The sequence below is a fragment of the uncultured Roseobacter sp. genome, assembly GCF_947495025.1.
GTDB lineage: Bacteria > Pseudomonadota > Alphaproteobacteria > Rhodobacterales > Rhodobacteraceae > Roseobacter.
Map to the genome: position 1 here is coordinate 528855 of NZ_CANLXG010000001.1, position 23224 is coordinate 552078.

Consider the following 23224-nt stretch of genomic DNA (forward strand, 5'->3'; position numbering starts at 1 on the left):
CCCCCGGATTGCGCGTTGGCGACATTTTTGGTCGTGGGCGTACAAGGCATCCGCTGGCACAGCGTTGCGGTTAGACGCAACCTGAGCAGGCAATCGATTTCGCCGTGCAACAATAACGCGGATATGTTACACTGAACGCAGCAAAACGCGTAAAAACGCGCATCGAAACAGGGGAAACCGCTTAATGCCCGTCACGGTTATGGCTCTGGTCAGCATCAACGAAGATGCTGTGGAGGACCTTGGTATCTACATGCGCGCGACGCAGCCACTTCTCAAAAGCGTGGGCGCCGTCATCCGCCAGCGGTTTGCCATCAACGATGTGGTGGTTGGAAAACAGGATGCAAAATCCGTACTGGTCGTCGATTACCCCGACCGCGCAGCCGTGGACGCCGTTTTCCAGAGCCCTGAATATCAGGCCGTGCGGGAAAACCGGGACCGCGCCTTTCCGTTTTATCAGATCAGCATTATCGAATCCGCAGACGTCCCCGAAGCAGCTGGCGCAAACAGTGTTGCAGCAGGCGAGGACACAGCCTGACCTCGTACAGCGGTGTGAAACTTAACGGATACTGTGCGCGCGAAACGGCATGTTCTGTCGTTTCTGAACCTGCGGCTGTGCGCGGGGTCTTCCATCATTCCGCAAAGAGCGGAGCGGAGACCCCATGCAGACCACCACGCGTGTTGCGATCATCGGCGGAGGCGTTGTCGGCGCGTCTGTCCTGTATCATCTGACGAAACTCGGCTGGTCCGATGTTATGCTGCTGGAACGGTCTGAGCTGACCTCGGGTTCCACGTGGCATGCGGCCGGCGGCTTTCACACGCTCAACGGTGACACCAACATGGCCGCCCTGCAGGGATATACCATCCGTCTCTACCGCGAGCTTGAGGAACTTACCGGCATGTCCTGCGGGCTCCATCATGTGGGTGGTGTTACACTGGCAGATAATCAGGACCGGTTTGACATGCTGCTGGCCGAACGTGCCAAGCACCGCTTCATGGGTCTGAACACAGAGATTGTGGGACCTGAGGAGATCCGCAAAATCGCGCCTGTAACCAATACCGATGGCATTATCGGCGCGCTCTATGATCCGCTTGACGGGCATCTTGACCCGTCAGGAACCACCCATGCCTATGCCAAGGCGGCCCGCATGGGGGGCGCCACGATCGAGACCCACTGCATGGTGCGCGAGACCCTTCAGCGCGCCGACGGCACCTGGGACGTCGTGACCGACAAAGGCAGCATTCACGCCGAACATGTGGTCAATGCCGGCGGCCTCTGGGCGCGCGAGGTTGGTGCCATGGCCGGCGTCTATTTTCCGCTGCACCCAATGGAACACCAGTATCTGGTGACCGACGACGTGCCGCTGATCACCGAAATGATGGCCGACGGGGTTGAGCACCCGCATGTGATGGACCCGGCGGGTGAAAGCTATCTGCGCCAGGAAGGGCGCGGGCTGTGCATCGGATTTTACGAACAGACCTGCAGGCCCTGGGCAGTTGGCGGAACCTCGTGGGAATTTGGCCAGGATCTGCTGCCCGATGATTTTGACAAGATCGAGGACAGTATTGCCTTTGCCTACCGCCGCTTCCCGGATCTGGAGCGTGCCGGTGTGAAAAACGTCATCCACGGGCCCTTCACCTTTGCGCCCGATGGCAACCCGCTGGTCGGCCCCGTGCCGGGCATGCGCAACTACTGGTCGGCCTGTGGTGTGATGGCAGGCTTCAGTCAGGGCGGCGGCGTCGGTCTGACACTGGCGCAGTGGATGATCGAGGGAGAGCCGGAACGCGACGTGATGGCCATGGATGTGGCCCGGTTCGGGTCCTGGATCACACCGGGATACACGCTGCCAAAGGTCGTCGAGAACTATCAGAAGCGGTTTTCAGTCGCCTACCCGAATGAAGAGCTGCCCGCCGCACGCCCGTTCCGCACGACACCAATGTACGACATTTTCAGCGATCTCGGGGCGGTCTGGGGCCAGCAATACGGTCTGGAGGTACCGAACTACTTTGCGCGCGGGGACGAGCCCGGGTTTGAGACCCCGTCATTCCGCCGCTCGGATGCTTTTGGCGCGACCGGTCGCGAGGTGAGGGCCGTCCGGGAAGCCGTTGGAATCAATGAAGTTCACAACTTTGGCAAGTATCGCATCACCGGGTCAGGTGCGCGCGCCTGGCTCGACCGGATCATGGCCGGGCGACTTCCTGCTCCCGGCCGTCTCAGCCTGACGCCGATGCTGTCTGAACGCGGGCGGCTGATCGGGGATTTCACCGTTTCCTGCCTGTCTGAGACTGACTTCAGGCTGACGGCTTCTTATGGCGCTCAGGACTTCCATATGCGCTGGTTCGAAAGACACGCGGAACCGGATATCCGTATTGAAAACATTTCTGACACCATGACCGGCTTTCAGATCGCAGGCCCCCGCGCCCGCGATGTTCTGTCCGCCACAACGCTCGCCGACGTCGCGGAGATGAAATTTCTGGATGTCAGGCGCATGACCATTGGCATGGCAGACTGTGTCGTCCAGCGGGTCAGCTACACCGGCGATCTGGGGTTCGAGATCTACTGTGACGCCATGAGCCAGCGCGCATTGTGGCGCACCCTGTGGGAGGCCGGTCAGCCGCAAGGGATAACGCCGTTCGGAATGCGCGCGATGATGTCCCTGCGTCTGGACCGTTTCTTTGGCAGCTGGATGTCAGAATATTCGCCGGATTACACTGCGGCCGAGACAGGTCTCGACCGGTTCATCAGCTGGTCGAAAAACGCAGATTTCATCGGTCGTGCTGCAGCAGAGGCAGAACGCAGCACAGGCCCGGCACGCCGGCTGGTTGCCTTTGACGTGCAGGCCCGGGATGCCGATGTTCAGGGGTACGAGCCGATCTGGCTTGATGGCGGGGTTGTCGGGTTCTGCACGTCCGGTGGATGGTCGCACTACGCGGATAAGTCCATCGCGATGGGTTTTCTGCCCGCAGACAGGGTCGGCGAGGCACCGGATGTCGAAATAGAGATCCTGGGCCATATGTGCCCGGCAAAGGTTATCACCAGGCCACTGTTCGACCCGGAGGGTTCACGGCTGCGCGGATAAGGTAACGCGGCAAGGCGCTCTGTTGAAAATGACCGTCCTGCTGTAAACCGGGGCCATGAAAACCACATCTCCGTCCGATATTCCGGTGTTGATCCCCGCCGCGGGTCGCTCTTCGCGCATGCGCGGCGAGGACAAACTGATGCGCCATGTCGATGGCGTTCCCTTGCTGCAGCGTCAGATTGCGCGCGCCGCAGAGGCAACATGCGGGCCTGTGATCGTGCTTTTGCCGTCCGGTCCCCACGACCGGTACGGCTGCCTCACGGGCTCCCGCGCGGTTTCCGTATCGGTGCCGGATGCCAGCGACGGGATGAGTGCAAGCCTGCGGCGGGGCGTACAGGCCCTGCCCCCGGCAACGCGCGCGGCGATGATCCTGCTGCCCGACCTGCCGGATATCACGGCGGATGACATCCGGAAGATGCTGGCCTCCGCGGAAACGGGTGACACCACTTTGATGTGGTGCGCGATGACAGAGGATGACCAGCCAGGTCACCCGGTAGTGCTGGGCTCAGACCTCTTTGACGATCTGCTGAAAATCTCCGGCGACAACGGTGCGCGGGAGCTGCGCAGACGTGCCGCAGAGCGTAATGCGCTGCGCTGCATCAGACTTGGCGGCCGACGCGCGCGGCTGGATCTGGACACACCCGAAGACTGGCAGGCCTGGGAGGCCACCAGGAAATAAAAACGGGAGAGCCGTTGGCGGACTCTCCCGTTTGTGCCACGCGGGGCGTTCAGCCCGGCTGCGGCAGCTGCATATAAAGCTTCCCCGGGCGATTTGCCCCGGCCCCGTCGTCATGGGGTTTCTGAGGGTTAGCACCGGCATCTGCCGCATCCTACCGAAATCAAAGTGCAGTGCTCTGCGCGGGCGGAGTTTTGCCGGAACCGACCCCATGCGTGCTGATCCGTGGAAACAATGCCAGCAGGATGCCGGTAGCGATCCGGTTCAGGAAACGAACGGTGCCGCCGCAGTAATGCTTTCGCGGATCGGGCGACAGACCGGTGTCGTTACAAAGCTGCCTGGTACCCAAGGCCGGACTCGAACCGGCACGCCCGAAGGCGGGGGATTTTGAATCCCCTGCGTCTACCATTCCGCCACTTGGGCAGCACCCTGCGATTACACGCCAGCCGCCCGCCGGGCAAGTATAATCCGGGATTTTATACGCCTGCATCTTGACCAGACGGCGGTCTCATGATCTGCGGGGCGCGATACGCAGGAACGGAACTGAGATGCTCAGAAAGCTCTATGACTGGACGCTCAGCATGGTTGAGCACCGCCACGCACTCTGGGTGCTGGCCTTTGTCAGTTTTATTGAAAGCTCGGTCTTTCCGATCCCGCCGGATGTGCTGATGATCCCGATGATCCTGGCCCGCCCGTCCCGCGCCTGGCTGATCGCCGGGGTTGCCCTTGTCGCATCCGTGCTGGGCGGCATTGCAGGCTATGCCATCGGCGCCTTTGCCTTTGAGAGCATCGGCCAGCCGATCCTTGAAAGCCTGGGCAAAGCCGAGCGGATGACCGAATTCAACACGCGGTTCAATGACCTGGGGTTCTGGGCCGTGCTGGCTGCCGGTGTGACGCCTTTTCCTTACAAGGTCATCACAATCATGTCCGGCTGGACGGGAATGCCGCTGGCGACCTTTATTACAACGTCCATTCTGGCGCGTGGTATCCGGTTTTTCCTCGTCGCACTGCTGTTGTGGAAGTTCGGCGCGCCGATCCGTGACTTTATCGAACGCAGGCTCGGCCTTATGTTCACCCTGTTCGTGGTCATCCTGGCCGGTGGTTTTTATCTTGTGAGGTATCTGTGACAGGCAGACAGGCGCTCTGGCTGGCAACGTTCGGATCGGTCACGCTGATGGCCGGTGCGCTGGCGTTTCAGTACATCGGTGGCATGCCGCCCTGCAAAATGTGCTACTGGCAGCGCTACCCGCATATCATCGCCATCGCAATCGGCGCGCTGGCTCTCGGCCTGTCGAACCGCATGCTGACCCTCGCCGGAGCGGCAGCTGCTCTGACAACCTCGGCCATCGGCTTTTTTCATGCCGGCGTGGAACGGGGTTTCTGGGAAGGCCCCACATCCTGCACATCGGCCTCGATCGGGGGCCTGACAGCAGACGAGCTGTTTGACCAGATCATGGCCGCACCCATCGTGCGCTGCGATGAAATCCCCTGGGAAATGCTGGGTCTGAGCATGGCAGGATGGAACGCAGTGATCTCGCTTGCATTGGCCTGCCTCTGGCTTCTGGCCTGGCGCCGGGCCTAACTGGCTTTGCGTGTCGACAGCAGCAGGCTGGTTTCGCTTGCTGTAACGCCATCAAAAAGCCGGATGCGCGACAGCTGCTGATCAAAAGCCTCCAGTGTGGTCGTACCGATCTCGACAATCACGTCCCATCGCCCGTTTGTGGACCAGACATGCCGCACTTCTGGCAATGCGCGAAGCTGGCGGATGATCCTCTCGGTGCCGCGCCCTTCAATCGCAATCATCATCAGCCCGCGGACAGGGTCGCGTATCTGATCGCTCCTGAGCATGACGGAAAAGCCCAGCAGATCGCCGTCAGCCTGCAGTCGCGCCAGCCGTGACCGTACGGTAGCCCGAGAGACACCCAGCCGCGAGGCCAGCTCCGATAGCGGCGCACGTGCATCGTGACGTAAGGCCGCAATCAGCCGACCATCCAATTCGTCCATTCAGTATATCCATATTGATAATTTTGGATACATTATGATCAAAACGGGTGCTTGTCGATATCCCGATCCGGTTCATATTCTGTGGGCAGTTCGAAATCCGGAGATAGACATGAACCCCGACAAATGTATTCTGATCGGCGCACCCGTGGACTGCGGTAAGCGTCGCACCGGCTGCCTCATGGGCCCCGACGCCTACCGCACCGCGGGCCTCAATGAGGCACTGACGGACCTCGGGTATCATGTCGAGGACCGGGGTAATCTCACCCCTGCCCCGTTCACCGCTGAACCGCATCCGAGGCTTCATGCGCTGGCCGAGACTGTCGCATGGACCCGCACCCTCGCCGACGTCGCCGAAAGCAGCCTGGGAGAGGGTCTGCCCGTGTTCCTTGGTGGTGATCACGCTTTGTCACTTGGCACGGTCGCGGGCGCGATGCGGTATGCAGCTTCGGAAAAACGTCCGCTTTTTGTCCTCTGGCTCGACGCTCACAGCGACTTTCATACACCGCAAAGCACCGAAAGCGGCAATCTGCACGGTACACCTCTGGGATACGTCACGGGGCGAAGCGGGTTTGATGGTTTCCCAAAGATCACTGATCCTCTGCCCGAAGAAAACGTTGCTATCATCGGCCTGCGCTCGGTGGACCCTCAGGAGCGCGACGCCCTGCAGAAAACTGCCATCCACCGCGTGGACATGCGGGATATCGACGAGACCGGGATTGCGCGTCCGCTGAGTGCTTTTCTGGAGCGTGTGGCGGCCGCGGGAGGGATGCTGCATGTGTCGCTGGATGTGGATTTTCTGGACCCCTCCGTCGCGCCGGCCGTTGGTACAACCGTGCCGGGCGGTGCCACGATCCGCGAGGGCCATCTGGTCATGGAAATGCTGCATGACAGCGGATTGATGACCTCGCTCGATCTGGTGGAACTGAACCCTTTCCTCGATGAGCGTGGCCGTACCGCGCAGGTCATGGTCGATCTTGCTGCCTCTGCGTTCGGACGCAGGGTCTTCGACCGCCCGACCCGCGCATACTGAACAGGAGAATGTCCATGACCAACAGTGCACCTTCCGACAAAGCACTCGTGCCGTTTGTCTCCGTGGATCACATGATGCGACTGATTCACCACATCGGCGTCGAGGACATGCTGCGCGGCCTGGCAGATTACATCGAGGCCGATTTCCGCCGCTGGCAGCTCTTCGATAAAACCCCACGGGTGGCCAGCCATTCTGCCGAAGGGGTGATCGAACTTATGCCCACCTCTGACGGCGAAGTGTATGGCTTCAAATACGTAAACGGCCATCCAAAGAACACCGCCGACGGATTGCAGACAGTCACCGCCTTTGGTCTGCTCGCAGACGTGGCCTCAGGCTATCCGGTTTTGCTCTCCGAAATGACCATACTGACAGCTTTACGCACTGCCGCGACCTCTGCTCTGGTGGCCCGCCTGCTCGCCCCGGAGAACGCGACAACCATGGCGATGATCGGCAACGGCGCGCAGTCCGAATTTCAGAGCCTCGCTATGAAAGCGATCTGTGGCATCACAGAGGTTCGCCTGTTCGATACCGACCCGGCCGCCACGCAGAAATGCGCCCGGAACCTCGAGGGACTTGGCCTGAAAGTCGTTGCATGCCCCTCGCCCGAAGACGCCATTCTGGGGGCCGGGATCATCACAACCTGCACCGCCGACAAACAATATGCCCGCATTCTGACCGACAACATGATCGGCGCGGGCGTGCATATTAATGCAATCGGTGGCGACTGCCCGGGCAAGACCGAACTGGCACCCGGCATTCTTGAACGCTCCGACATCTTTGTCGAATACCCCGAACAGACCCGGATCGAAGGCGAAATTCAGCAGCTTGCGCCGGACCATCCGGTAACGGAGATCTGGCAGGTCCTCACAGGCCAGGCACCAGGGCGCACGTCACAGCGTCAGATCACTGTTTTTGATTCCGTGGGCTTCGCGATCGAGGATTTCAGCGCCCTTAGGTACGTGCGCGACCAGATCCGCAAGACCCCGCTGTGTCATATGCTGGACATGCTGGCCGATCCGGATGATCCGCGCGATCTCTTCGGTATGCTGCAACGCGCGAGGCCCTGATCCGCGCCGTTCCGGGCACGCCCGGAACCAGGAAACAGAATGCGTGCGCCCGGCAGGGCGCGCGCGCCGCCGGATCACAGCGGATGAGTTGCGGTCACGTCGTGCCCATAGAGCCATTCAAACCGCTTCAGCATCAGACCGGGCGCCACGCGGCTACCCAGTGACAGTGCCAGATGCGCTGCCTGACGCGCCGCGCCGTCACGCAGGTGATACCGCCGCGCGTTCGCACTGGCCTCATCAATCGCGCGGACAACGCGGGCTCTGCGCGTTCGGGTATAGCCCTCTGCCAGTTCACCGGAAGCTGCCAGAGCCGCGAGCACCCAGGCGTCTTCCAGCGCCAGATTGGCCCCCTGCGCCAGAAAGGGCAATGTCGGATGCGCCGCATCTCCGAGCAGCGCAACGCCCTGCTTTTCCCAGCTTTCCGCAACGGGATGCCGGAAAAGTCCCCAGAGCCCGACATCCTGCACCTGATCCAGCAGATCACACACCGGACCTCCGAAATCGGCAAATGCCGCGCGCAGGTTCTCCGGATCATCACCGTGCGACCAGCCTTCGTCTGCCCAGGCATCGCGCTCCTGAACCGCGACGATGTTTGTCAGACTCCTGCCCCGCAGCGGGTAACTGACCACATGACGTCCCGGGCCCATCGTTACTGTGGCAACAGGCGCTGCATCGGTCCTGGCGGGCACCAGCGCGCGCCAGGCGACCTGTCCGGTAAAGGCCGGTTCAGGCCCCTGCCAGACTGCGCTGCGCCCCACGGAGTGGATGCCATCGGCACAGACGATCAGCTCGGACCGCAGCGTTCCGCCATCTGCAAAGGCCACCCCAGGCAAAGTTCCCGGTGTGACCCGTACCGCACGCCGGCCCATCTCGACAGAGACGTTCTGATGCCGCGCGGCGCGGGCCAGCAGACCGATCAGATCTGCCCGATGGACAAAGAGATAGTCGCGGTCGGCCAGACGGTTCAGGTCCAGCCTGGCGACGGTACGCCCCTGCCGGTAGTCCTGCATGACCACAGCTTCGGCCCTGATTGCGCCCTGACGGCGCAGAGGCTCTGCCAACCCCAGCGCGCGCAGCACAGCAAGTCCGTTCGGGCTGATCTGCAGACCCGCACCAACCTCGGTGATCTCATCCGCCTGCTCAACCAGCGTTACGGCTATCCCGCGCATGGCCAGTGCCGCAGCACAGGCCAGCCCACCGATGCCGGCACCGATCACAACCGCATTTTTTGCCAGTCTCTGTTCCATCGCCAAAACAAAAGCGCCGGACATCAGATGCCGGCGCTTTTCCCGTCGTTTCCGTTGTTGCGGGATCAGTCGTCCCGGTGCACCTTTTCGCGCCTTTCGTGGCGTTCCTGGGCCTCAAGGCTCATGGTTGCAATGGGGCGCGCGTCGAGACGTTTCAGCGAGATCGGCTCGCCCGTGACGCTGCAATACCCGAATTCACCCTCTTCAATACGGCGCAGCGCGCCGTCGATTTTGCTCACCAGTTTGCGCTGGCGATCGCGGGTGCGCAGCTCAAGCGCGCGGTCGGTCTCTTCGGAGGCGCGGTCAGCAACATCGGGAATGTTGCGCGTGCCGTCCTGCAGGCCTTCGATCGTGTCGCGGCTGCCAGCCAGAAGCTCAGAGCGCCATGTCAGCAGTTTCCGGCGAAAATACTCAACCTGACGTTCATTCATGAACGGTTCGTCTTCGGCCGGACGGTAGTCATCCGGCAGGAAAAGTTCCTGTTTCATCTGCTTCCCCTCAACGTGGCTAACGTTTTCCATCTGCACTTGTCCCCTGGCCAGGTGCCCCTCACCGTGCAGATACCGCAGCCTCGCCGGATTGTCACTACACAATCCGGTACAAACGCGGTTAAAAGCGTCATGAAAATTGCTTACTAAAGGGTTGACAACAGCATGAAATTCCAGGGAACGGCGGACTATATCGCCACCGATGATCTGACAATCGCGGTTAACGCGGCTGTGACACTGGAACGCCCGCTGCTGGTCAAGGGAGAGCCCGGAACAGGCAAAACCGAGCTTGCACGGCAGGTCGCCGGTGCGCTGGGAACGCCGATGATCGAATGGAACATCAAGTCCACCACCCGCGCCCAGCAGGGACTTTATGAGTACGACGCGGTCAGTCGCCTGCGCGACAGCCAGCTGGGCGACGAGCGGGTGCATGACGTGTCAAATTACATCCGCAAAGGTAAACTCTGGCAGGCCTTTGAAGCAGAAGAAAAAGTTGTGCTGCTGATCGACGAGATCGACAAAGCCGACATCGAGTTCCCCAACGATCTGCTGCAGGAACTCGATAAAATGGAGTTCTTTGTCTACGAGACCGGCGAAACAATCCGCGCCGTCCACCGCCCGATCGTGATCATCACATCGAACAACGAAAAAGAACTGCCGGACGCCTTTCTGCGCCGCTGCTTTTTCCACTATATCCGGTTCCCCGAGATGGACACGCTGCGGCGCATTGTCGAAGTGCACCACCCGGGCATCAAAGAATCGCTGCTGACCACAGCGCTCACGCAGTTTTTTGAGATCCGTGAACAGCAGGGTCTGAAAAAGAAGCCGTCCACCTCCGAAGTGCTCGACTGGCTGAAGCTGCTGCTGGCCGAGGATATGACCGCAGAGGACCTCAGATCCGGCGGCGCCGGTGCCCTGCCGAAGCTGCACGGCGCCCTGCTGAAAAACGAGCAGGATGTGCACCTGTTTGAACGGCTTGCCTTCCTTGCGCGCAGCGGCCGCTAGACAAATCAGCGCATCCGCGGCTACACTCTGCCCAACGGTGCCACAGAGCACCACAAATTCTGACCCGTGGCGCAAGATCGCGGGCTGAGGCAGACGGGCAGATTATGACACAGACACCAGGGCTCGTGGTGCGCGCATTGCGTGAGGACGACAAGGCTGCATGGTCGGCTTTGTGGACAGCTTATCTCGCGTTCTATGAAACTTCGCGCCCCACAGAGATACACGATCTCTACTTCACGCGGCTGCTGGGTCACGACCCGCAGGATTTCAATGCACTGGTGGCCGAGCTGGATGGCCGGCTGGTCGGCCTGACGCATTACCTTTTTCACCGCCACGGATGGTCTGCAGAAAACACCTGTTATCTGCAGGATCTCTATGCAGATCCGGCGGTGCGGGGCCAGGGCATCGGTCGCGCCCTGATCGAAGCGGTCTATGCTGCCGCCGATACCGCGGGGGTGCCCTCTGTCTACTGGCTGACACAGGATTTCAACAAGGATGCGCGTCTGCTCTATGACCGGATCGGCGTGAAGACACCCTTTATCAGGTACAACCGCGCGTGAGACGCCGCCTCGTTCTCCCGCTCATCATGCTGCTGTCGGCCTGTGTGCCGGCCTCGCAGAGCTCACAGCCCTCACGGCTTGCCGGGCCCGATATCGAACTGCCGCCGATGAAGACCTTTGCAGCACCGGTATCAGCACCCCGTGCCCCGGACGCCAATCCTGACCTGATCCGCGATTTCATGCAGCTGTCCTTTCAGATGGAAAGCGGGCGTATCCTGACCACTTTCACCCGGTTCGAAGGACCGGTCACAGTGCGCGTGACGGGAGATGCACCCCCCACGCTGAGGTCTGATCTGCGTCAGCTGATTGCGCGGCTCCAGCAGGAGGCCGATGTGCCGATCAGCCTGACAACCGAAAGTGACGCCAGCATCACCGTGCAGGCCGTTACCCGGCGTGCCATCCGGAATGTGCTGCCACAGGCGGCCTGTTTCGTGGCACCGAATGTGACATCCCTGCGGGAATACCGCAGTGCCCGCCGGACAGAACGCACCAACTGGGCGCAGCTGCGCGTGCGCGAAAAACTGGCCGTCTTCATTCCCAGCGATTCCAGCCCTCAGGAAGTCCGTGACTGCCTTCATGAGGAACTGGCCCAGGCGCTTGGCCCGCTGAACGACCTCTACAGACTGCCGGACTCTGTTTTCAACGATGACAATGTCCATACGGTGCTGACGGGTTTTGATATGCTGATGCTGCGCGCGACATACGCCCCCGAACTGCGCTCGGGCATGACACAACAGGAAGTGGCAGACCGCCTGCCCGGTATCTTCCGCCGGATCAACCCGTCGGGGAACCGCGCCGGAACCGGCCGGGCCAGCCAGACGCCACAGGAATGGCGCGATGCCATCCAGACGGCACTGGGACCAGGCGCCGGGCTCCGCGAACGTCAGGGGGCAGCCGACCAGGCACTTCGGATCGCCGTCCGTCAGGGCTGGACCGATAACCGTCGCGCTTTCTCACATTATGCACGGGCCAGGCTGTTGCAGGCCAGCGACGGTGTCGCGGCCCGCCAGCAATATGCCGAGGCAGATCGCTTTTATGCCCGGTCTCCGCGAACACAGCTTCATCGCGCCTATGTGGCAACCCAGCTTGCGGCCTATGCCCTTTCCGAACGGAATCCGGCGCGCGCGCGGGCCCTTGTCGCCCCCCATACTGACGCCGCACGCGCGTCGCAGAATGCTTCCCTGCTTGCGACACTTGAATTGCTGCGCGCCGAGGCGCTCCTGCAGGAAGGCCGCGTCGAAGAGGCGCGCGCGGTCAGACTGGACAGTCTGGGTTGGGCGCGATACGGCTTTGGCGCTGACTGGGTCGTGCGCGCAAAACTGCGCGAAATCGCGGCCCTGACCCGCGACAACGGACCCGCCTGAACATCAGCGGCCCTTCCGTGGGACGACAGAACCGGTGGAGACAGAGAATGATTGTGATTATCGGGGCGCTGCTGGGCGCCGTGATCGGCGGCAGAAAAGCGTCCAAACGTGGCGGCAACCGCAAGGATATTGCTCAATATGCAGCCGTCTATGCGCTCGTCTTTGCCATTGTGTCGATGTTCGTGACAGTTCTTCTTGACCGGCTGCTGTTCTGAGGCCGGGTCATGTTCCTTCCCTTTTTTGAGGCGCTGCGCAAACAAAGTGTTCCGGTGTCACTCCGGGAATTTCTGGCCTTTCTGGAGGCCATGAAAGCGGACCTTGTCACCTATGACCTCGAAGGCTTCTACTTTCTGGCGCGCGCTGTTCTGGTCAAGGACGAGCGTAACATCGACAAATTCGACCGTGCCTTTGCAGCCGCCTTTTCCGGACTTGAGGAGATTACAGACGCGCAGGTCATGGAAGCGGTGGATATTCCGCGCGAGTGGCTGGAAAAGATGGCCGAAAAGCATCTGACCGACGAAGAAAAAGCTGAAATCGAAGCATCCGGTGGCTTTGACAAGCTCATGGAAACACTCAGAAAACGCCTTGAGGAGCAGAAAGGCCGCCACCAGGGTGGTAACAAGTGGGTTGGCACCGCAGGCACTTCGCCATTTGGCGCCTATGGCTATAATCCCGAGGGTGTGCGGATCGGTCAGGACCGGTCGCGGCATCAGCGCGCGGTCAAAGTCTGGGACAAGCGCGAATTCCGTAATCTGGACGACACGGTGGAGCTGGGCACCCGAAACATCAAGGTTGCCCTGAAACGTCTGCGCCGCTGGGCGCGGGATGGTGCGAACGAAGAACTGGATCTGGGCGGCACCATCCGGGCAACCGCTGAGAACGGGTATCTGGACGTCAAAACGCGGCCCGAACGTCGCAATGCGGTGCGGGTGCTGCTGTTTCTGGACGTGGGCGGGTCAATGGATCCCCACGTTCGGGTGGTCGAAGAGCTCTTTTCCGCGGCGCGCGCCGAATTCAAGCACATGGAATATTTCTATTTCCACAACTGCCTTTATGAGGGCGTCTGGCGTGACAACCGGCGCAGGTGGAACGCGCAGATTCCAACGCATGAGGTCCTGCGGACTTACGGCCCTGATTATAAATGCATTTTTGTCGGGGACGCCTCTATGTCCCCCTACGAAGTGGCCTATCCGGGCGGCGCATCCGAGCACTGGAATGAAGAAAGCGGTGCCACCTGGCTCAGCCGCGCCCGCGCGCAATGGCCATCAGTGCTGTGGATCAACCCGGTGCCTGAGAAATACTGGTCCTATACCCAGTCGATCGCGATGATCCGGGAAATCATGGGCCCGGACAGCATGGTTCCGATGACGCTTGAGGGATTATCCCGCGGCATGAAGGAACTGACCCGCTGAACCCAGACCAGGGCCTTGCCGCACCGGGGCGCGGGCACCATATTAGGGTCATGCTGAAGTTTACGCCAATCCTGCTGGCGATCCTCTACGGGTTCGCAATGTATCGTTTTTCTGCCTGGCGCACCGCGCGCGAGCTGGATGCACGCTCGACCGAGCTGGCGGACCCGATGCTGCGCACCCTGACGGACCGTATGGCCGCAGCGCTTGGGATTGATCGCATCCGTGTGCACATCTACGAGATTGATCCGGTCAACGGGCTGGCCGCACCGGATGGGCGGATATTCATAACACGCGGTTTTTACAATAAATTCCGGCGGGGCGAAGTATCGGCAGATGAAATGGCCAGTGTGATCGCCCATGAACTGGGGCATGTGGCTCTGGGACATTCGCGCCGTCGGATGATCGACTTTTCGGGTCAGAATGCGCTGCGTACAGCGCTTGCTATGGTACTCAGCCGGTTTCTGCCCGGTGTCGGCGTGATGATCGCCGGCGCGCTCACGTCTCTTCTGGCCGCCCGCCTGTCGCGCAGCGATGAATATGAGGCGGACGCATATGCTGCCGCACTGCTGACCAAGGCAGGGATCGGCGTCGAGCCGCAGAAAACGCTGTTCCGGAAACTCGAGGACCTCACCCGCCAGCGCGGCGGTGCGGTGCCGGCCTGGATGATGAGCCATCCCAAAACCTCCGAGCGCATTGCCGCGCTTGAGGCGCTTGAGGCAAGATGGGCAGCGGCCACACCGTCCTGAAACGTTACCCCAGCGCCTTGGCGAGACGCGGCAGGCGCGCCTTTTTGAGCAGCGGGCGCATGGCCCAGTCTTTGCCGGACAGACGCCTAGCGGTTTGCAGCACATCGCCTGCAGCCGCCTGGACAGCCTCCGGATTGTCCTGCCAGACAGTCATCAGCCAGCTGTCCGGGTCGACCCTTTCCAGACCTTCCTCTGCCAGAATCCCGCGTGGAAAATCCTTGGCATTCAGGGTCATAACAGCATCTGCTGAAGCAGATACTGCTGCAGCCAGAACATGAATATCATTTTCATCGGGCAGCCAGAGCCGTGCAATCAGAGCCTCTGGCGGCGTGACTTCGCATCCTGGCCACGCAGCACGTAACAGGGCAATCTCGCTGCGCGCCTGCGCTTCGCCTTCTGGTCCCAGCCTGATCGCTGCTCGCGCCCATTCCTCCAGAATGCGCGGCGACCAGACCGGCTGACACGCGCCCGTGCGTGCCACACCCAGGACGATCTCCCGCATCACCGTTGGGTAGAGCACACAGGTATCGATGAGGATTTTCACAGGTTCAGAGCGCGAAAAAGACGGACTTCAGATAGCCGCTTTCGGCAAGCTGCGGCAATTGCGGATGATCGGGCCCGGCGAACCCGGTATGGATCAGGCGTGGATGCCGCCCTGCCCGGCCAATGCCGCGCGCGCTTGCCGTGCGGAAAGATCCGAGATCAGCAGCATGCGAGCATGAACACAGTCCCAGAAAACCATTCTCTGCCACCAGTGGCGCTGCCAGACGGGCAACACGTTCATAGGCGCGCAGCCCGGCCTCGAGCGCAGGTTTTGACGGTGCAAAGGCCGGCGGGTCACAGACCACCAGATCAAACTGCGCGCCCTCGTCGGCCAGTGCGGTCAGAACGTCAAAGGCATCGCCCTGCCGCGTGCTGAACCGGTCAGCGGCCTTCATGAGCTCTGCCCCTTGCGCGGCAAGTTCAAGCGCAGGCGCCGATGCATCAAGGGCAAGCGCGGACTGCGCTCCGCCTGCGAGCGCCGCAAGTGAGAAGCCACCAACGTGGCTGAAAACATCAAGAACGCGCGCCCCGGAGGCCAGCCCGGCCGCAAACGCGTGGTTCGGGCGCTGATCGTAAAAGAGGCCGGTTTTCTGGCCCCCTGTCAGATCCGCCATATAGGTCGCGCCGTTCATCTGCACCGGCACCGGCACGTCCGGCGCTGCCCCGGCCAGCACACCGGAGACGTCGTCCAGCCCTTCGAGAGAACGTGTCCGCCCCGATGCGTTTTTGATCACTGTTGTGCAGCCCGTAACCGCCTGCAGGGCCGCTACCAGAGGTTCCAGAGCGGCCTCGGCCCATGCCGCGTTGGGCTGCAGGACGCAGGTATCGCCAAACCGGTCGACAATCACGCCCGGCAATCCGTCTGCTTCGGCATGGATCAGACGATAAAAGGGCGCATCAGAAAACCGGTTACGCAGCGCCTGTGCTTTTTCAAACCGGCTGGTAAACCATGCCTCGTTGATCTGTGCTTCCGGATCCCGGTCCAGCATCCTGCAGATGATGCGCGACACCGGGTTGACGGCAACGACACCCATGGGCCGGCGGGTATCATCCTCGAGCCGGGCAATCACACCGGGCTGAAGTTTTTTTGTCCGCCGGTCCGTGACCAGTTCATTGGCATAGACCCAGGGAAATCCATGGCGGATCGCCCGGGCATTGGCCCTGGGGCGCAGGCGTACAACGGGCATATCCGTTACGGCGGGCTGATCATCAGAAAGGGGCGCTGTCATAGCGCCCCCTCTACCTCTATCCGCCTGTGGTGGAAAGCTCAGAGTGTGTTGTTGATCAGCTGTCCGACGCCAAGACGCTGACTGACGTACCCTTCGGGGCTGTTGAGTTCTGTCCGGATCACATTGGTGAGGTGATCGGTGATCCGCACCTTCTGGGTCTGACCGACCGCAATCGCGTTGATCGCACGCTGCCCCCCGAAACCGATCAGATCGGCCTGAATGACCCGCGGCTGTTCCAGCAACAGGCCGGTTTCGGCGTGAAACACCGAAAGCTCAAAGCGGATGGAATGAATGCCCCCGATTGTATAGCGGGTTTTCTCGGTCAGGGCGTGGAACCGCATGACACGGACGCCCAGGTTCACCGGTATCTGTCCTTCGGCGCCGGTTGTACCACGGGCCATGGCCTCATCAAAAATGGCTTTTACCTGGCTGTACCGGTCACCGACCGGATCCTCGCGCCAGACGATGTCCCCTCTGGGATAGTACTTGTTGGCCTCGGAAACCTTCAGCGAACGCGGCACGTCCACCACGACGCGCTCAACACTGTAGGAGCGACCAACGTTGCGGAGCCGGATTTCGCCGTTGTCAGCCTCTGTAAAAGCCACCGAAGGCTGAATGAGTTCCAGCGGTGCATCACGGCTTGGAATATCTCCGGACGCACAGGCCGAAAGGGCTGTGGCAACGGCAAAGGCTGCAAGAGCTTTCAGAAGTTTCATAGCATGTCTCCCTGCCAGCGTCTGCTGAACGCCAGCTCTGTTTCATCTTCCCGGATAACGGGTGAAACGGGCGGAACTATGACAAATTTTAAGCAAATTGTGCCGAAACGCGGGCGGTTCAGTTGCGTGGGCGCGACCGCCAGCCGCCACGACGCCGTGGCGCCGCCATGCCTGTCAGACCTTCGGTCATCACTTCGGTCATCGGGTGGTCCGGGTGGATGTCGCGGTAGCGCGCGATCAGCGTTCGCAGCGTCTGGCCCGTATCACGTTCCATCGGCAGGCTGAGCGCCCAGTCCAGAAACACAGACCGGCATTCCGGCTTTGAGATGCCTTCTATGCGATAGGCCTCATAGATCAGGCCTTTCGGATCGTCTTCATCGCCTTTGATCATGCTCCATCCTCCGCACGCCAGGGGTCGACCGCACTGTCTATGACACGCTGGCTCTCAGTGGCTGTCTTTGACAGACGCTGCGCCAGATCGTCCAGTGTTTCCGCCTCTGCAGTTCTGAGCAGAAAGTTCTGGGCTGACGGGCCCAGTTCCGCCGGGTCGGTGTCCGATTCCGACAAAAGGCGCATTGCAATATTCAGCGTCGCATACAGGTCCGTTGCTTTTTCAAGAACTGCAGCGCCCGCACTGTCTGTGAGCCCTGCCTGCGCTGCACGTTGCAGACCATCTGTGCTGTCGGCTGCGCCCGAGATCAGCGCACCGGCCTGCGCCAGCAGTTCGGCCTCCTGAAGTCGCCCCGGGCCGGTTTTCACGTCCCAGAGAGAGCTCGGGGATTTTGCTGCACGGATACGGTCGCGCATCTGCGCGACCTCCCGGCCGACCTCCTGCAGGCTGCGGCCCTGACCCAGAAGATCACGACGAAAGGTCTCGACATCCGCAGCCAGATCAGCCGGACCCGCAATGACCGCGGCCCGGGTCAGCGCCAGGTGTTCCCAGACCCAGGCTTCCTTTTGCTGATAGCTGCGGAATGACTGCCAGCTGGTCGCCACCGGCCCCTGATTGCCGGAAGGACGCAGGCGCATATCAACCTCGTAGAGCCTGCCCTGCGACATTGGTGCCGACAGCGCCGTTATCAGTGCCTGCGTCAGACGGGCATAATATGGCCGCGTGGCCAGAGGCTTTGGTCCGTCAGAGCTTTCCGCATCAAGGGGGTCGTATATCAGGATCAGATCAAGATCAGACCCTGCATTCAGGCGTCCTGCCCCGAGCGAGCCCATGCCAAGGACAACGGCGCCGCGGCCCGGCGGCGGCCCGTGGCGGCGGGCGAACTGGGTCAGAACCAGTGGCCAGACCACGCGCAGCACCGACCGTGCCAGATCGGCATATTGCCTGCCGGCCTCCGGAGCAGTGGTCAGACCGCGTAGCAGATGCACGCCAATGCGGAAGTGCCACTCCCGCGTCCAGCGGCGGGCCGCATCAAGCGCTGTCTCATAGTCGGTCTCCTGCGCAAGCGCCGCCTCAAGAGAGGCGCAAAGCCCCCCGGTTCCCGGCCAGTCGGCGAAAAAGTCCCCCCCGATCACTGCATCGAATACCGACGCGTTCCGGGACAGATACTGCGCCAGAGCGGGCGACGTGCCTGTGATATCTATCAGCAGGTCCAGAAGCTGTGGATTGGCTTCCAGCAGTGAAAAAAGCTGCACGCCTGCCGGCAATCCGGCGAGAAAGCCGTCAAAGGCATTGAGCGCGTCCTCAGGTTTTGCCGTGCGCGACAGACGCAAAAGCAGATCAGGGCGCAGCCTGTTGAATATCTCGCGGCTGCGCTCGCTGCGCAGAGCCGGATAGCTCAGCCAGCGCGTTACCGTCTGCGCGTCAATGAGATCTGCAACGTCCCCTGCGGGCTCCGGACGTGCGCTTGGAGCAAAGAACCCTTCGGTCATCTCGTGTACGTCCGCCAGACGGGATCTGAGATCGGCGCGCAGATTGTCAGGATCAGTATCCATCATCGCGGCCAGCCGCGCGAACCCCTCTTCGGACCCGGGCAGGTTATGTGTCTGCGCATCATTAATCATCTGCAGGCGGTGTTCGACTGTTCTGTGCACCACATAATGGTCGGACAGAACCTGCGCGGTCTCTTCGGGAACCCACCCTTTGCGCGCCAGTACCGCCAGCCCGTCGCGTGTGCCCCGGCATCGCAGCTCCGGGTCGCGGCCCCCCGCGATCAGCTGTCGGGTCTGGGTAAAAAACTCGATCTCGCGGATACCACCGCGCCCCAGTTTCATGTTGTGCCCCGGCAGCGTAATCGGGCCACCCAGACCTTTGTGTTCGCGGATCGCCAGCCGCATGTCATGCGCGTCCTGGATCGCCGCAAAGTCCAGGTGTCTGCGCCATACGAAAGGCGTGAGGGTTTTCAGAAACTGCTCACCGGCGCGGAAGTCACCGGCCACAACCGCGGCTTTGATATAGGCGGCCCGTTCCCAGGTGCGGCCAAGACTTTCATAATAGCGCTCGGCTGCCTCCATGGACATGCAGACCGGTGTCACCGCCGGATCAGGACGCAGCCGCAGATCCGTGCGAAAGACATAACCTTCTGCCGTGATCTCACTCAGCGTGGCGCACATCGCCCGTGTGGCACGCACAAAGGCCGCACGCGCATCATGAAAATCGTCGGGCGCGAAACGCGTTTCATCAAAAAGGCAGATCAGGTCGATATCGGATGAATAGTTCAGCTCGCCCGCACCCATCTTGCCCATGGCAAGCACGCACATACCTGCGGCATCCGCGATATCTGTCTCGCTCATACCAGGCAGTTTGCCGCGTCTGATCTGGATGGATATGGCCCCGCGCAGGGCCGCCTGACATGCCGTTGCCGCGAATTCCGTCAGCACGCCGGTCACTTTCTCCAGCGGCCAGGCGCCGCCAAGATCTGCCAGCGCCGTCAGCAGCGCAACCCGGCGCTTTGCCTCGCGCAGATGTCGCCCGACATCCGTCCCCTCACAGCCGCCGGCGTTCGCGATGACCTCGGCAAGAGCAGCATCGGGTGTTTCAATGGCCTGTCTCAGCCAGTCTGCTTCCCTGGAAATCAGACCGGCAAGATACGGACTGCACCCTGCAGCGCCCTGAATCAGCCCGACCGCCGCGGCGTCCAGCCCCGGCAGACGTTCGGCAGCTTCGCGCCCGCGATCGGGGTCAAACGGGCGTGGCACCTGGCGCAGTGAAGCTGTGAGACTCATGCCTCAGATGTCGCCCGCACACGCCCCGAGGTCAATGGCAACGTCCCGAAAGACCTCTAGCAGCAAATCATGGTCTCAGAGTATCCCGCATTAAGCCGTTGGTTAAAAACAACTATTCCGGTAAATGTAAAAAACATTCACATTAGCCCTTGCAACACCCGCCATAAAGCCCAATCTTACCAATGTGAAAGGCATTCACATCCCGGACACGCCGGGACACATCAACCCGCACCGAAAGGCTACAAAATGACGACGATCACTGACACCCCCACCGTTTCGCACCAGCCCGGCTGGTTTGCCCGTGCCGAACACTGGCTCGATGAACGCGGCAAGGGCGCCTGGATCGCCGTTATGGTCCTGAGCTTCATCTTTTTCTGGCCCGTTGGCCTCGCCCTTCTGTTTTACATGATCTGGAGTAAACGCATGTTCGCCAAATCCTGCCGCCGGTCCGTTCGTATGATGCAGCCGTCCATGAAGGCGATGCGCCCGTCGGGGAACTCTGCCTTTGACGCCTACAAGGCCGACACACTGCGTCGTCTGGAAGAGGAACAGGAGAAATTCGAAGCCTTCCTGGAGCGTCTGCGTGACGCAAAGGACAAAGCCGAATTTGACCAGTTCATGAACGACAGAGCCGAACCGGCCGGTGAAAAGTCCGCCGACGCCTGATCCTTCCGGCGCCCTGGCAACAGGGCGCCATCATCCTGCCTGAAAGACCCCGACATGAACGTTCTGCCCGATCCTGACACGCAACCTGAATTTTACCGCGACGTACCACTCAAGCGCCTGATGGCCTGGGTGGTTGATGCGGTTGTGACGTTGCTGGCATGTGTTGTGATACTGCCTTTCACCGCGTTCACGGGGATCTTTTTCTTTCCGCTTCTCTTTCTGCTGGTCGGCTTTGCCTACCGCACGGCCACGATCGCCAATGGCTCGGCGACCTGGGGGATGCGGCTGTTCTCGATCGAGCTGCGCCGCCCTGATGGCACGCAGCTCGATGCGGGGGCAGCTTTTGCCCATACACTTGGCTACACGCTGAGCTGGTTCGTACCGGTGTTTCAGCTGATTTCAGTGGTCATGATGGCCAGCACCTGGCGCGGCCAGGGCCTGAGTGATCATGTACTGGGTACGGTGATGCTCAACCGGCGCGCCCTGAGGGCCTGAGGGGCGAAACTTGCGCTTGGCTGTCGCTTCGGGTCTTGCTAACCTGTTGCGCATAAGACATCCGGAATTCCATGCGCCATACGCTGCCCATCGCGCCCCAGTTCTACGTGACGGCTCCGCAACCGTGCCCCTACCTCGAAGGGCGCATGGAGCGTAAGCTGTTTACGGCCCTGCAGGGCGAAAGCGCAGACAAGCTGAACGACAGCCTGTCACAGCAGGGTTTCCGGCGGTCTCAGAACGTGCTGTACCGCCCGTCCTGCGCCGAATGCTCTGCCTGCCTGTCCGCGCGGATCAGCGTGGCCGATTTCGCGCCATCGCGCAGTCAGCGCCGAACCGCTGCGCGCAACGGCGACCTGATCCGTCGGGCGACCTCGCCCTGGGCCTCTGAAGAGCAGTACGAGTTGTTCCGTTCCTACCTGGACAGCCGGCATGCGGATGGCGGCATGGCTGATATGGACGTCTTTGAATTTGCGGCCATGATCGAAGAAACACCGATCCGCAGCCGCGTGGTGGAATACACCGCCGAAGACGACAAACAGCTGATTGGCGTGAGTCTCACCGATGTTCTGTCGGACGGGCTGAGCATGGTCTATTCATTCTATGCCCCCGACATGGCACGTCGGTCTCTGGGAACCTGGATGATCCTCGATCATATCGAAATCGCGCGCGAGGCTGGTCTGCCATATGTCTATCTGGGCTACTGGGTCCCGGGCAGTCAGAAGATGGGATACAAGTCGCGGTTTTCAGGGCTCGAGGTTTATGCCGGCGGACGCTGGCAGAAAATGAAGGACCCTGAACAGTTCAATGCCGATATGCATCCGCTCTCAACCGATCCGATTGCGGAACAGGTCGCCAATATTCATCTGCCGGATACCCGCCCGGTACGCTGACCCCACGACTGCCGTAAAACTGAAAAAGCCCGCATCACGAAGACGCGGGCTTTGTTCATTATGGTTCGTGACGGATCAGGCTTTTCTGCGGTGACGCATGATGCCAAGAACCCCGAGACCGGCAATCAGCAGCGGCATACCCGCCGGCAGCGGCGTTACGACAACTTCCGGTTCGACCGGTGTCGCGGCTGTGGTCTTCCAGAAAGCGCCTCCGCCGGTATACCCCGGAGCGAAGGTCGAAACCCGGAGGTCAATTTTAGTGGTACCGGGCGAAAGCCGGATGGCGGCCGAGCCGGAGAAATAGCCACGCGATGTGGTTTCCGTGCTGTCCCAGGCAACATCGCTGCCGTTGACAACAAGGCTGAATTCATCGCCGACGACGTAACCGTCCGTCGCCGTGAAGGTGAATACAGATTCCTCGTCTACCGTGACGTCCAGCGTGGGCGTCCGGCTGAACCGGACATCCGGGTTGCCACCGGACCAGCTGAAGAAGCCAAAGTCCGCGAATTCATGATCGACCGTTGCAGCCTGCGCTGCAGAACCGAGCATAAGCCCGGTCACAAGAAACGTAGCTTTGAGAAGGTTGTTCATCATCTTACCCTTTAACTTGATGCGTCCTAAACATCAGGCGTGGGCCAGGCTGTCTATCTCTAAAGATAAAATTCTATTTAAAATCAAAGTACTGCCATGGTTCCGCCTTAGTCTGCCAGGGAATTCGAAACAATCCGGCCCGCATACCTGACCTGTTTCCTGCACGACACCAGTCGCGATTCAGCCGTCTTCGACAGCATCCTCGGTTTTTCGAATCGCTGAGGCAGGGCATCCGGTACTT

General features: G+C 60.9%; 25 protein-coding genes and 1 tRNA gene. 16 read left to right on the forward strand and 10 right to left on the reverse strand.

Features of this window, described 5'->3' with window-relative positions; all coding sequences use genetic code 11:
• Positions 1-184 precede the first annotated feature (184 nt).
• The 3 genes from Q0792_RS02580 to Q0792_RS02590 all read left to right on the forward strand — a co-directional run bounded on the left by Q0792_RS02580 (position 185) and on the right by Q0792_RS02590 (position 3756).
• Positions 185-535, forward strand: a complete 351-nt coding sequence (locus tag Q0792_RS02580; RefSeq protein WP_298836115.1) for a DUF1330 domain-containing protein — start codon at positions 185-187, stop codon at positions 533-535.
• Between the two features lie 124 nt (positions 536-659).
• Positions 660-3077, forward strand: a complete 2418-nt coding sequence (locus Q0792_RS02585; protein WP_298836116.1) for an FAD-dependent oxidoreductase — start codon at positions 660-662, stop codon at positions 3075-3077.
• Positions 3078-3132: 55 nt separating this feature from the next.
• Entirely contained in the window at positions 3133-3756 is a 624-nt protein-coding gene (locus Q0792_RS02590; RefSeq protein ID WP_298836118.1) for a nucleotidyltransferase family protein, read from the forward strand.
• A gap of 336 nt (positions 3757-4092) precedes the next feature.
• Here Q0792_RS02590 and Q0792_RS02595 read toward each other — a convergent pair.
• A tRNA-Leu gene (locus Q0792_RS02595) sits at positions 4093-4176 on the reverse strand.
• A gap of 125 nt (positions 4177-4301) precedes the next feature.
• Between Q0792_RS02595 and Q0792_RS02600 the strand changes: the two genes are divergently transcribed.
• On the forward strand, positions 4302-4880 hold the full coding sequence (locus tag Q0792_RS02600; RefSeq protein WP_298836120.1) for a YqaA family protein: 579 nt from the start codon (positions 4302-4304) through the stop codon (positions 4878-4880).
• Positions 4877-5335: a disulfide bond formation protein B gene (locus Q0792_RS02605; protein WP_298836122.1), complete on the forward strand. Its 459-nt coding sequence runs from the start codon at positions 4877-4879 to the stop codon at positions 5333-5335. The genes Q0792_RS02600 and Q0792_RS02605 overlap by 4 nt, the downstream gene beginning before the upstream one ends.
• Here the strand turns inward: Q0792_RS02605 and Q0792_RS02610 are convergent.
• Positions 5332-5757: an Lrp/AsnC family transcriptional regulator gene (locus Q0792_RS02610; RefSeq protein WP_298836124.1), complete on the reverse strand. Its 426-nt coding sequence runs from the start codon at positions 5755-5757 to the stop codon at positions 5332-5334. The genes Q0792_RS02605 and Q0792_RS02610 overlap by 4 nt on opposite strands.
• Before the next feature lie 109 nt (positions 5758-5866).
• Between Q0792_RS02610 and rocF the strand changes: the two genes are divergently transcribed.
• Positions 5867-6787, forward strand: a complete 921-nt coding sequence (rocF, locus tag Q0792_RS02615; RefSeq protein WP_298836126.1) for an arginase — start codon at positions 5867-5869, stop codon at positions 6785-6787.
• A gap of 14 nt (positions 6788-6801) precedes the next feature.
• Complete coding sequence (locus tag Q0792_RS02620) at positions 6802-7854, forward strand: ornithine cyclodeaminase (RefSeq protein WP_298836128.1); 1053 nt, start codon at positions 6802-6804, stop codon at positions 7852-7854.
• Between the two features lie 74 nt (positions 7855-7928).
• On the opposite strand, the gene Q0792_RS02625 is transcribed toward Q0792_RS02620, so the two are convergent.
• Entirely contained in the window at positions 7929-9125 is a 1197-nt protein-coding gene (locus Q0792_RS02625; protein ID WP_298836130.1) for an FAD-dependent monooxygenase, read from the reverse strand.
• Between the two features lie 41 nt (positions 9126-9166).
• Positions 9167-9622: an RNA polymerase-binding protein DksA gene (gene dksA / locus Q0792_RS02630; RefSeq protein WP_298836132.1), complete on the reverse strand. Its 456-nt coding sequence runs from the start codon at positions 9620-9622 to the stop codon at positions 9167-9169.
• A 132-nt stretch (positions 9623-9754) separates the two neighbouring features.
• Between dksA and Q0792_RS02635 the strand changes: the two genes are divergently transcribed.
• The 6 genes from Q0792_RS02635 (at position 9755) to Q0792_RS02660 (ending at position 14676) form a co-directional block, all read left to right on the forward strand.
• Positions 9755-10594 carry a MoxR family ATPase gene (locus Q0792_RS02635; RefSeq protein WP_298836134.1) on the forward strand — a complete coding sequence of 280 codons (840 nt, stop codon included), beginning with the start codon at positions 9755-9757 and terminating at the stop codon, positions 10592-10594.
• A 104-nt stretch (positions 10595-10698) separates the two neighbouring features.
• Complete coding sequence (locus Q0792_RS02640) at positions 10699-11154, forward strand: GNAT family N-acetyltransferase (RefSeq protein ID WP_298836137.1); 456 nt, start codon at positions 10699-10701, stop codon at positions 11152-11154.
• Positions 11151-12518: a DUF2927 domain-containing protein gene (locus Q0792_RS02645; protein ID WP_298836139.1), complete on the forward strand. Its 1368-nt coding sequence runs from the start codon at positions 11151-11153 to the stop codon at positions 12516-12518. The genes Q0792_RS02640 and Q0792_RS02645 overlap by 4 nt, the downstream gene beginning before the upstream one ends.
• A gap of 47 nt (positions 12519-12565) precedes the next feature.
• On the forward strand, positions 12566-12733 hold the full coding sequence (locus tag Q0792_RS02650; protein ID WP_298836140.1) for an apolipoprotein acyltransferase: 168 nt from the start codon (positions 12566-12568) through the stop codon (positions 12731-12733).
• Positions 12734-12742: 9 nt separating this feature from the next.
• The gene (locus Q0792_RS02655; RefSeq protein ID WP_298836142.1) at positions 12743-13930 is read left to right on the forward strand and encodes a VWA domain-containing protein; all 1188 of its coding nucleotides are present in this window, start codon (positions 12743-12745) and stop codon (positions 13928-13930) included.
• 50 nt (positions 13931-13980) lie between these two features.
• Complete coding sequence (locus Q0792_RS02660) at positions 13981-14676, forward strand: M48 family metalloprotease (RefSeq protein ID WP_298836143.1); 696 nt, start codon at positions 13981-13983, stop codon at positions 14674-14676.
• A 4-nt stretch (positions 14677-14680) separates the two neighbouring features.
• On the opposite strand, the gene Q0792_RS02665 is transcribed toward Q0792_RS02660, so the two are convergent.
• From Q0792_RS02665 to Q0792_RS02685, 5 genes are all read right to left on the reverse strand, one after another.
• A complete protein-coding gene (locus tag Q0792_RS02665) occupies positions 14681-15220 on the reverse strand; it encodes an RSP_2648 family PIN domain-containing protein (protein WP_298836146.1) in 540 nt (179 codons plus the stop codon).
• 4 nt (positions 15221-15224) lie between these two features.
• A complete protein-coding gene (locus Q0792_RS02670) occupies positions 15225-16448 on the reverse strand; it encodes an RSP_2647 family RNA methyltransferase (protein ID WP_298836148.1) in 1224 nt (407 codons plus the stop codon).
• Between the two features lie 38 nt (positions 16449-16486).
• A complete protein-coding gene (locus Q0792_RS02675) occupies positions 16487-17164 on the reverse strand; it encodes a DUF6778 family protein (RefSeq protein ID WP_298836149.1) in 678 nt (225 codons plus the stop codon).
• Positions 17165-17282: 118 nt separating this feature from the next.
• Positions 17283-17555, reverse strand: coding sequence for a hypothetical protein (locus Q0792_RS02680; RefSeq protein ID WP_298836150.1), 273 nt, complete (start codon positions 17553-17555; stop codon positions 17283-17285).
• Positions 17552-20341, reverse strand: a complete 2790-nt coding sequence (locus Q0792_RS02685; protein ID WP_298836152.1) for a bifunctional [glutamine synthetase] adenylyltransferase/[glutamine synthetase]-adenylyl-L-tyrosine phosphorylase — start codon at positions 20339-20341, stop codon at positions 17552-17554. The genes Q0792_RS02680 and Q0792_RS02685 overlap by 4 nt, the downstream gene beginning before the upstream one ends.
• A 246-nt stretch (positions 20342-20587) precedes the next feature.
• On the opposite strand from Q0792_RS02685, the gene Q0792_RS02690 reads away from it, so the two are divergent.
• The 3 genes from Q0792_RS02690 to Q0792_RS02700 all read left to right on the forward strand — a co-directional run bounded on the left by Q0792_RS02690 (position 20588) and on the right by Q0792_RS02700 (position 22392).
• Complete coding sequence (locus tag Q0792_RS02690; RefSeq protein ID WP_298836154.1) at positions 20588-21007, forward strand: DUF2852 domain-containing protein; 420 nt, start codon at positions 20588-20590, stop codon at positions 21005-21007.
• 54 nt (positions 21008-21061) lie between these two features.
• Positions 21062-21502, forward strand: a complete 441-nt coding sequence (locus tag Q0792_RS02695) for an RDD family protein (protein ID WP_298836156.1) — start codon at positions 21062-21064, stop codon at positions 21500-21502.
• A gap of 71 nt (positions 21503-21573) precedes the next feature.
• A complete protein-coding gene (locus Q0792_RS02700; protein ID WP_298836158.1) occupies positions 21574-22392 on the forward strand; it encodes an arginyltransferase in 819 nt (272 codons plus the stop codon).
• A 75-nt stretch (positions 22393-22467) separates the two neighbouring features.
• Here Q0792_RS02700 and Q0792_RS02705 read toward each other — a convergent pair whose 3' ends face one another.
• Positions 22468-22983 carry a VPLPA-CTERM sorting domain-containing protein gene (locus tag Q0792_RS02705; protein WP_298836160.1) on the reverse strand — a complete coding sequence of 172 codons (516 nt, stop codon included), beginning with the start codon at positions 22981-22983 and terminating at the stop codon, positions 22468-22470.
• Positions 22984-23224 lie beyond the last annotated feature (241 nt).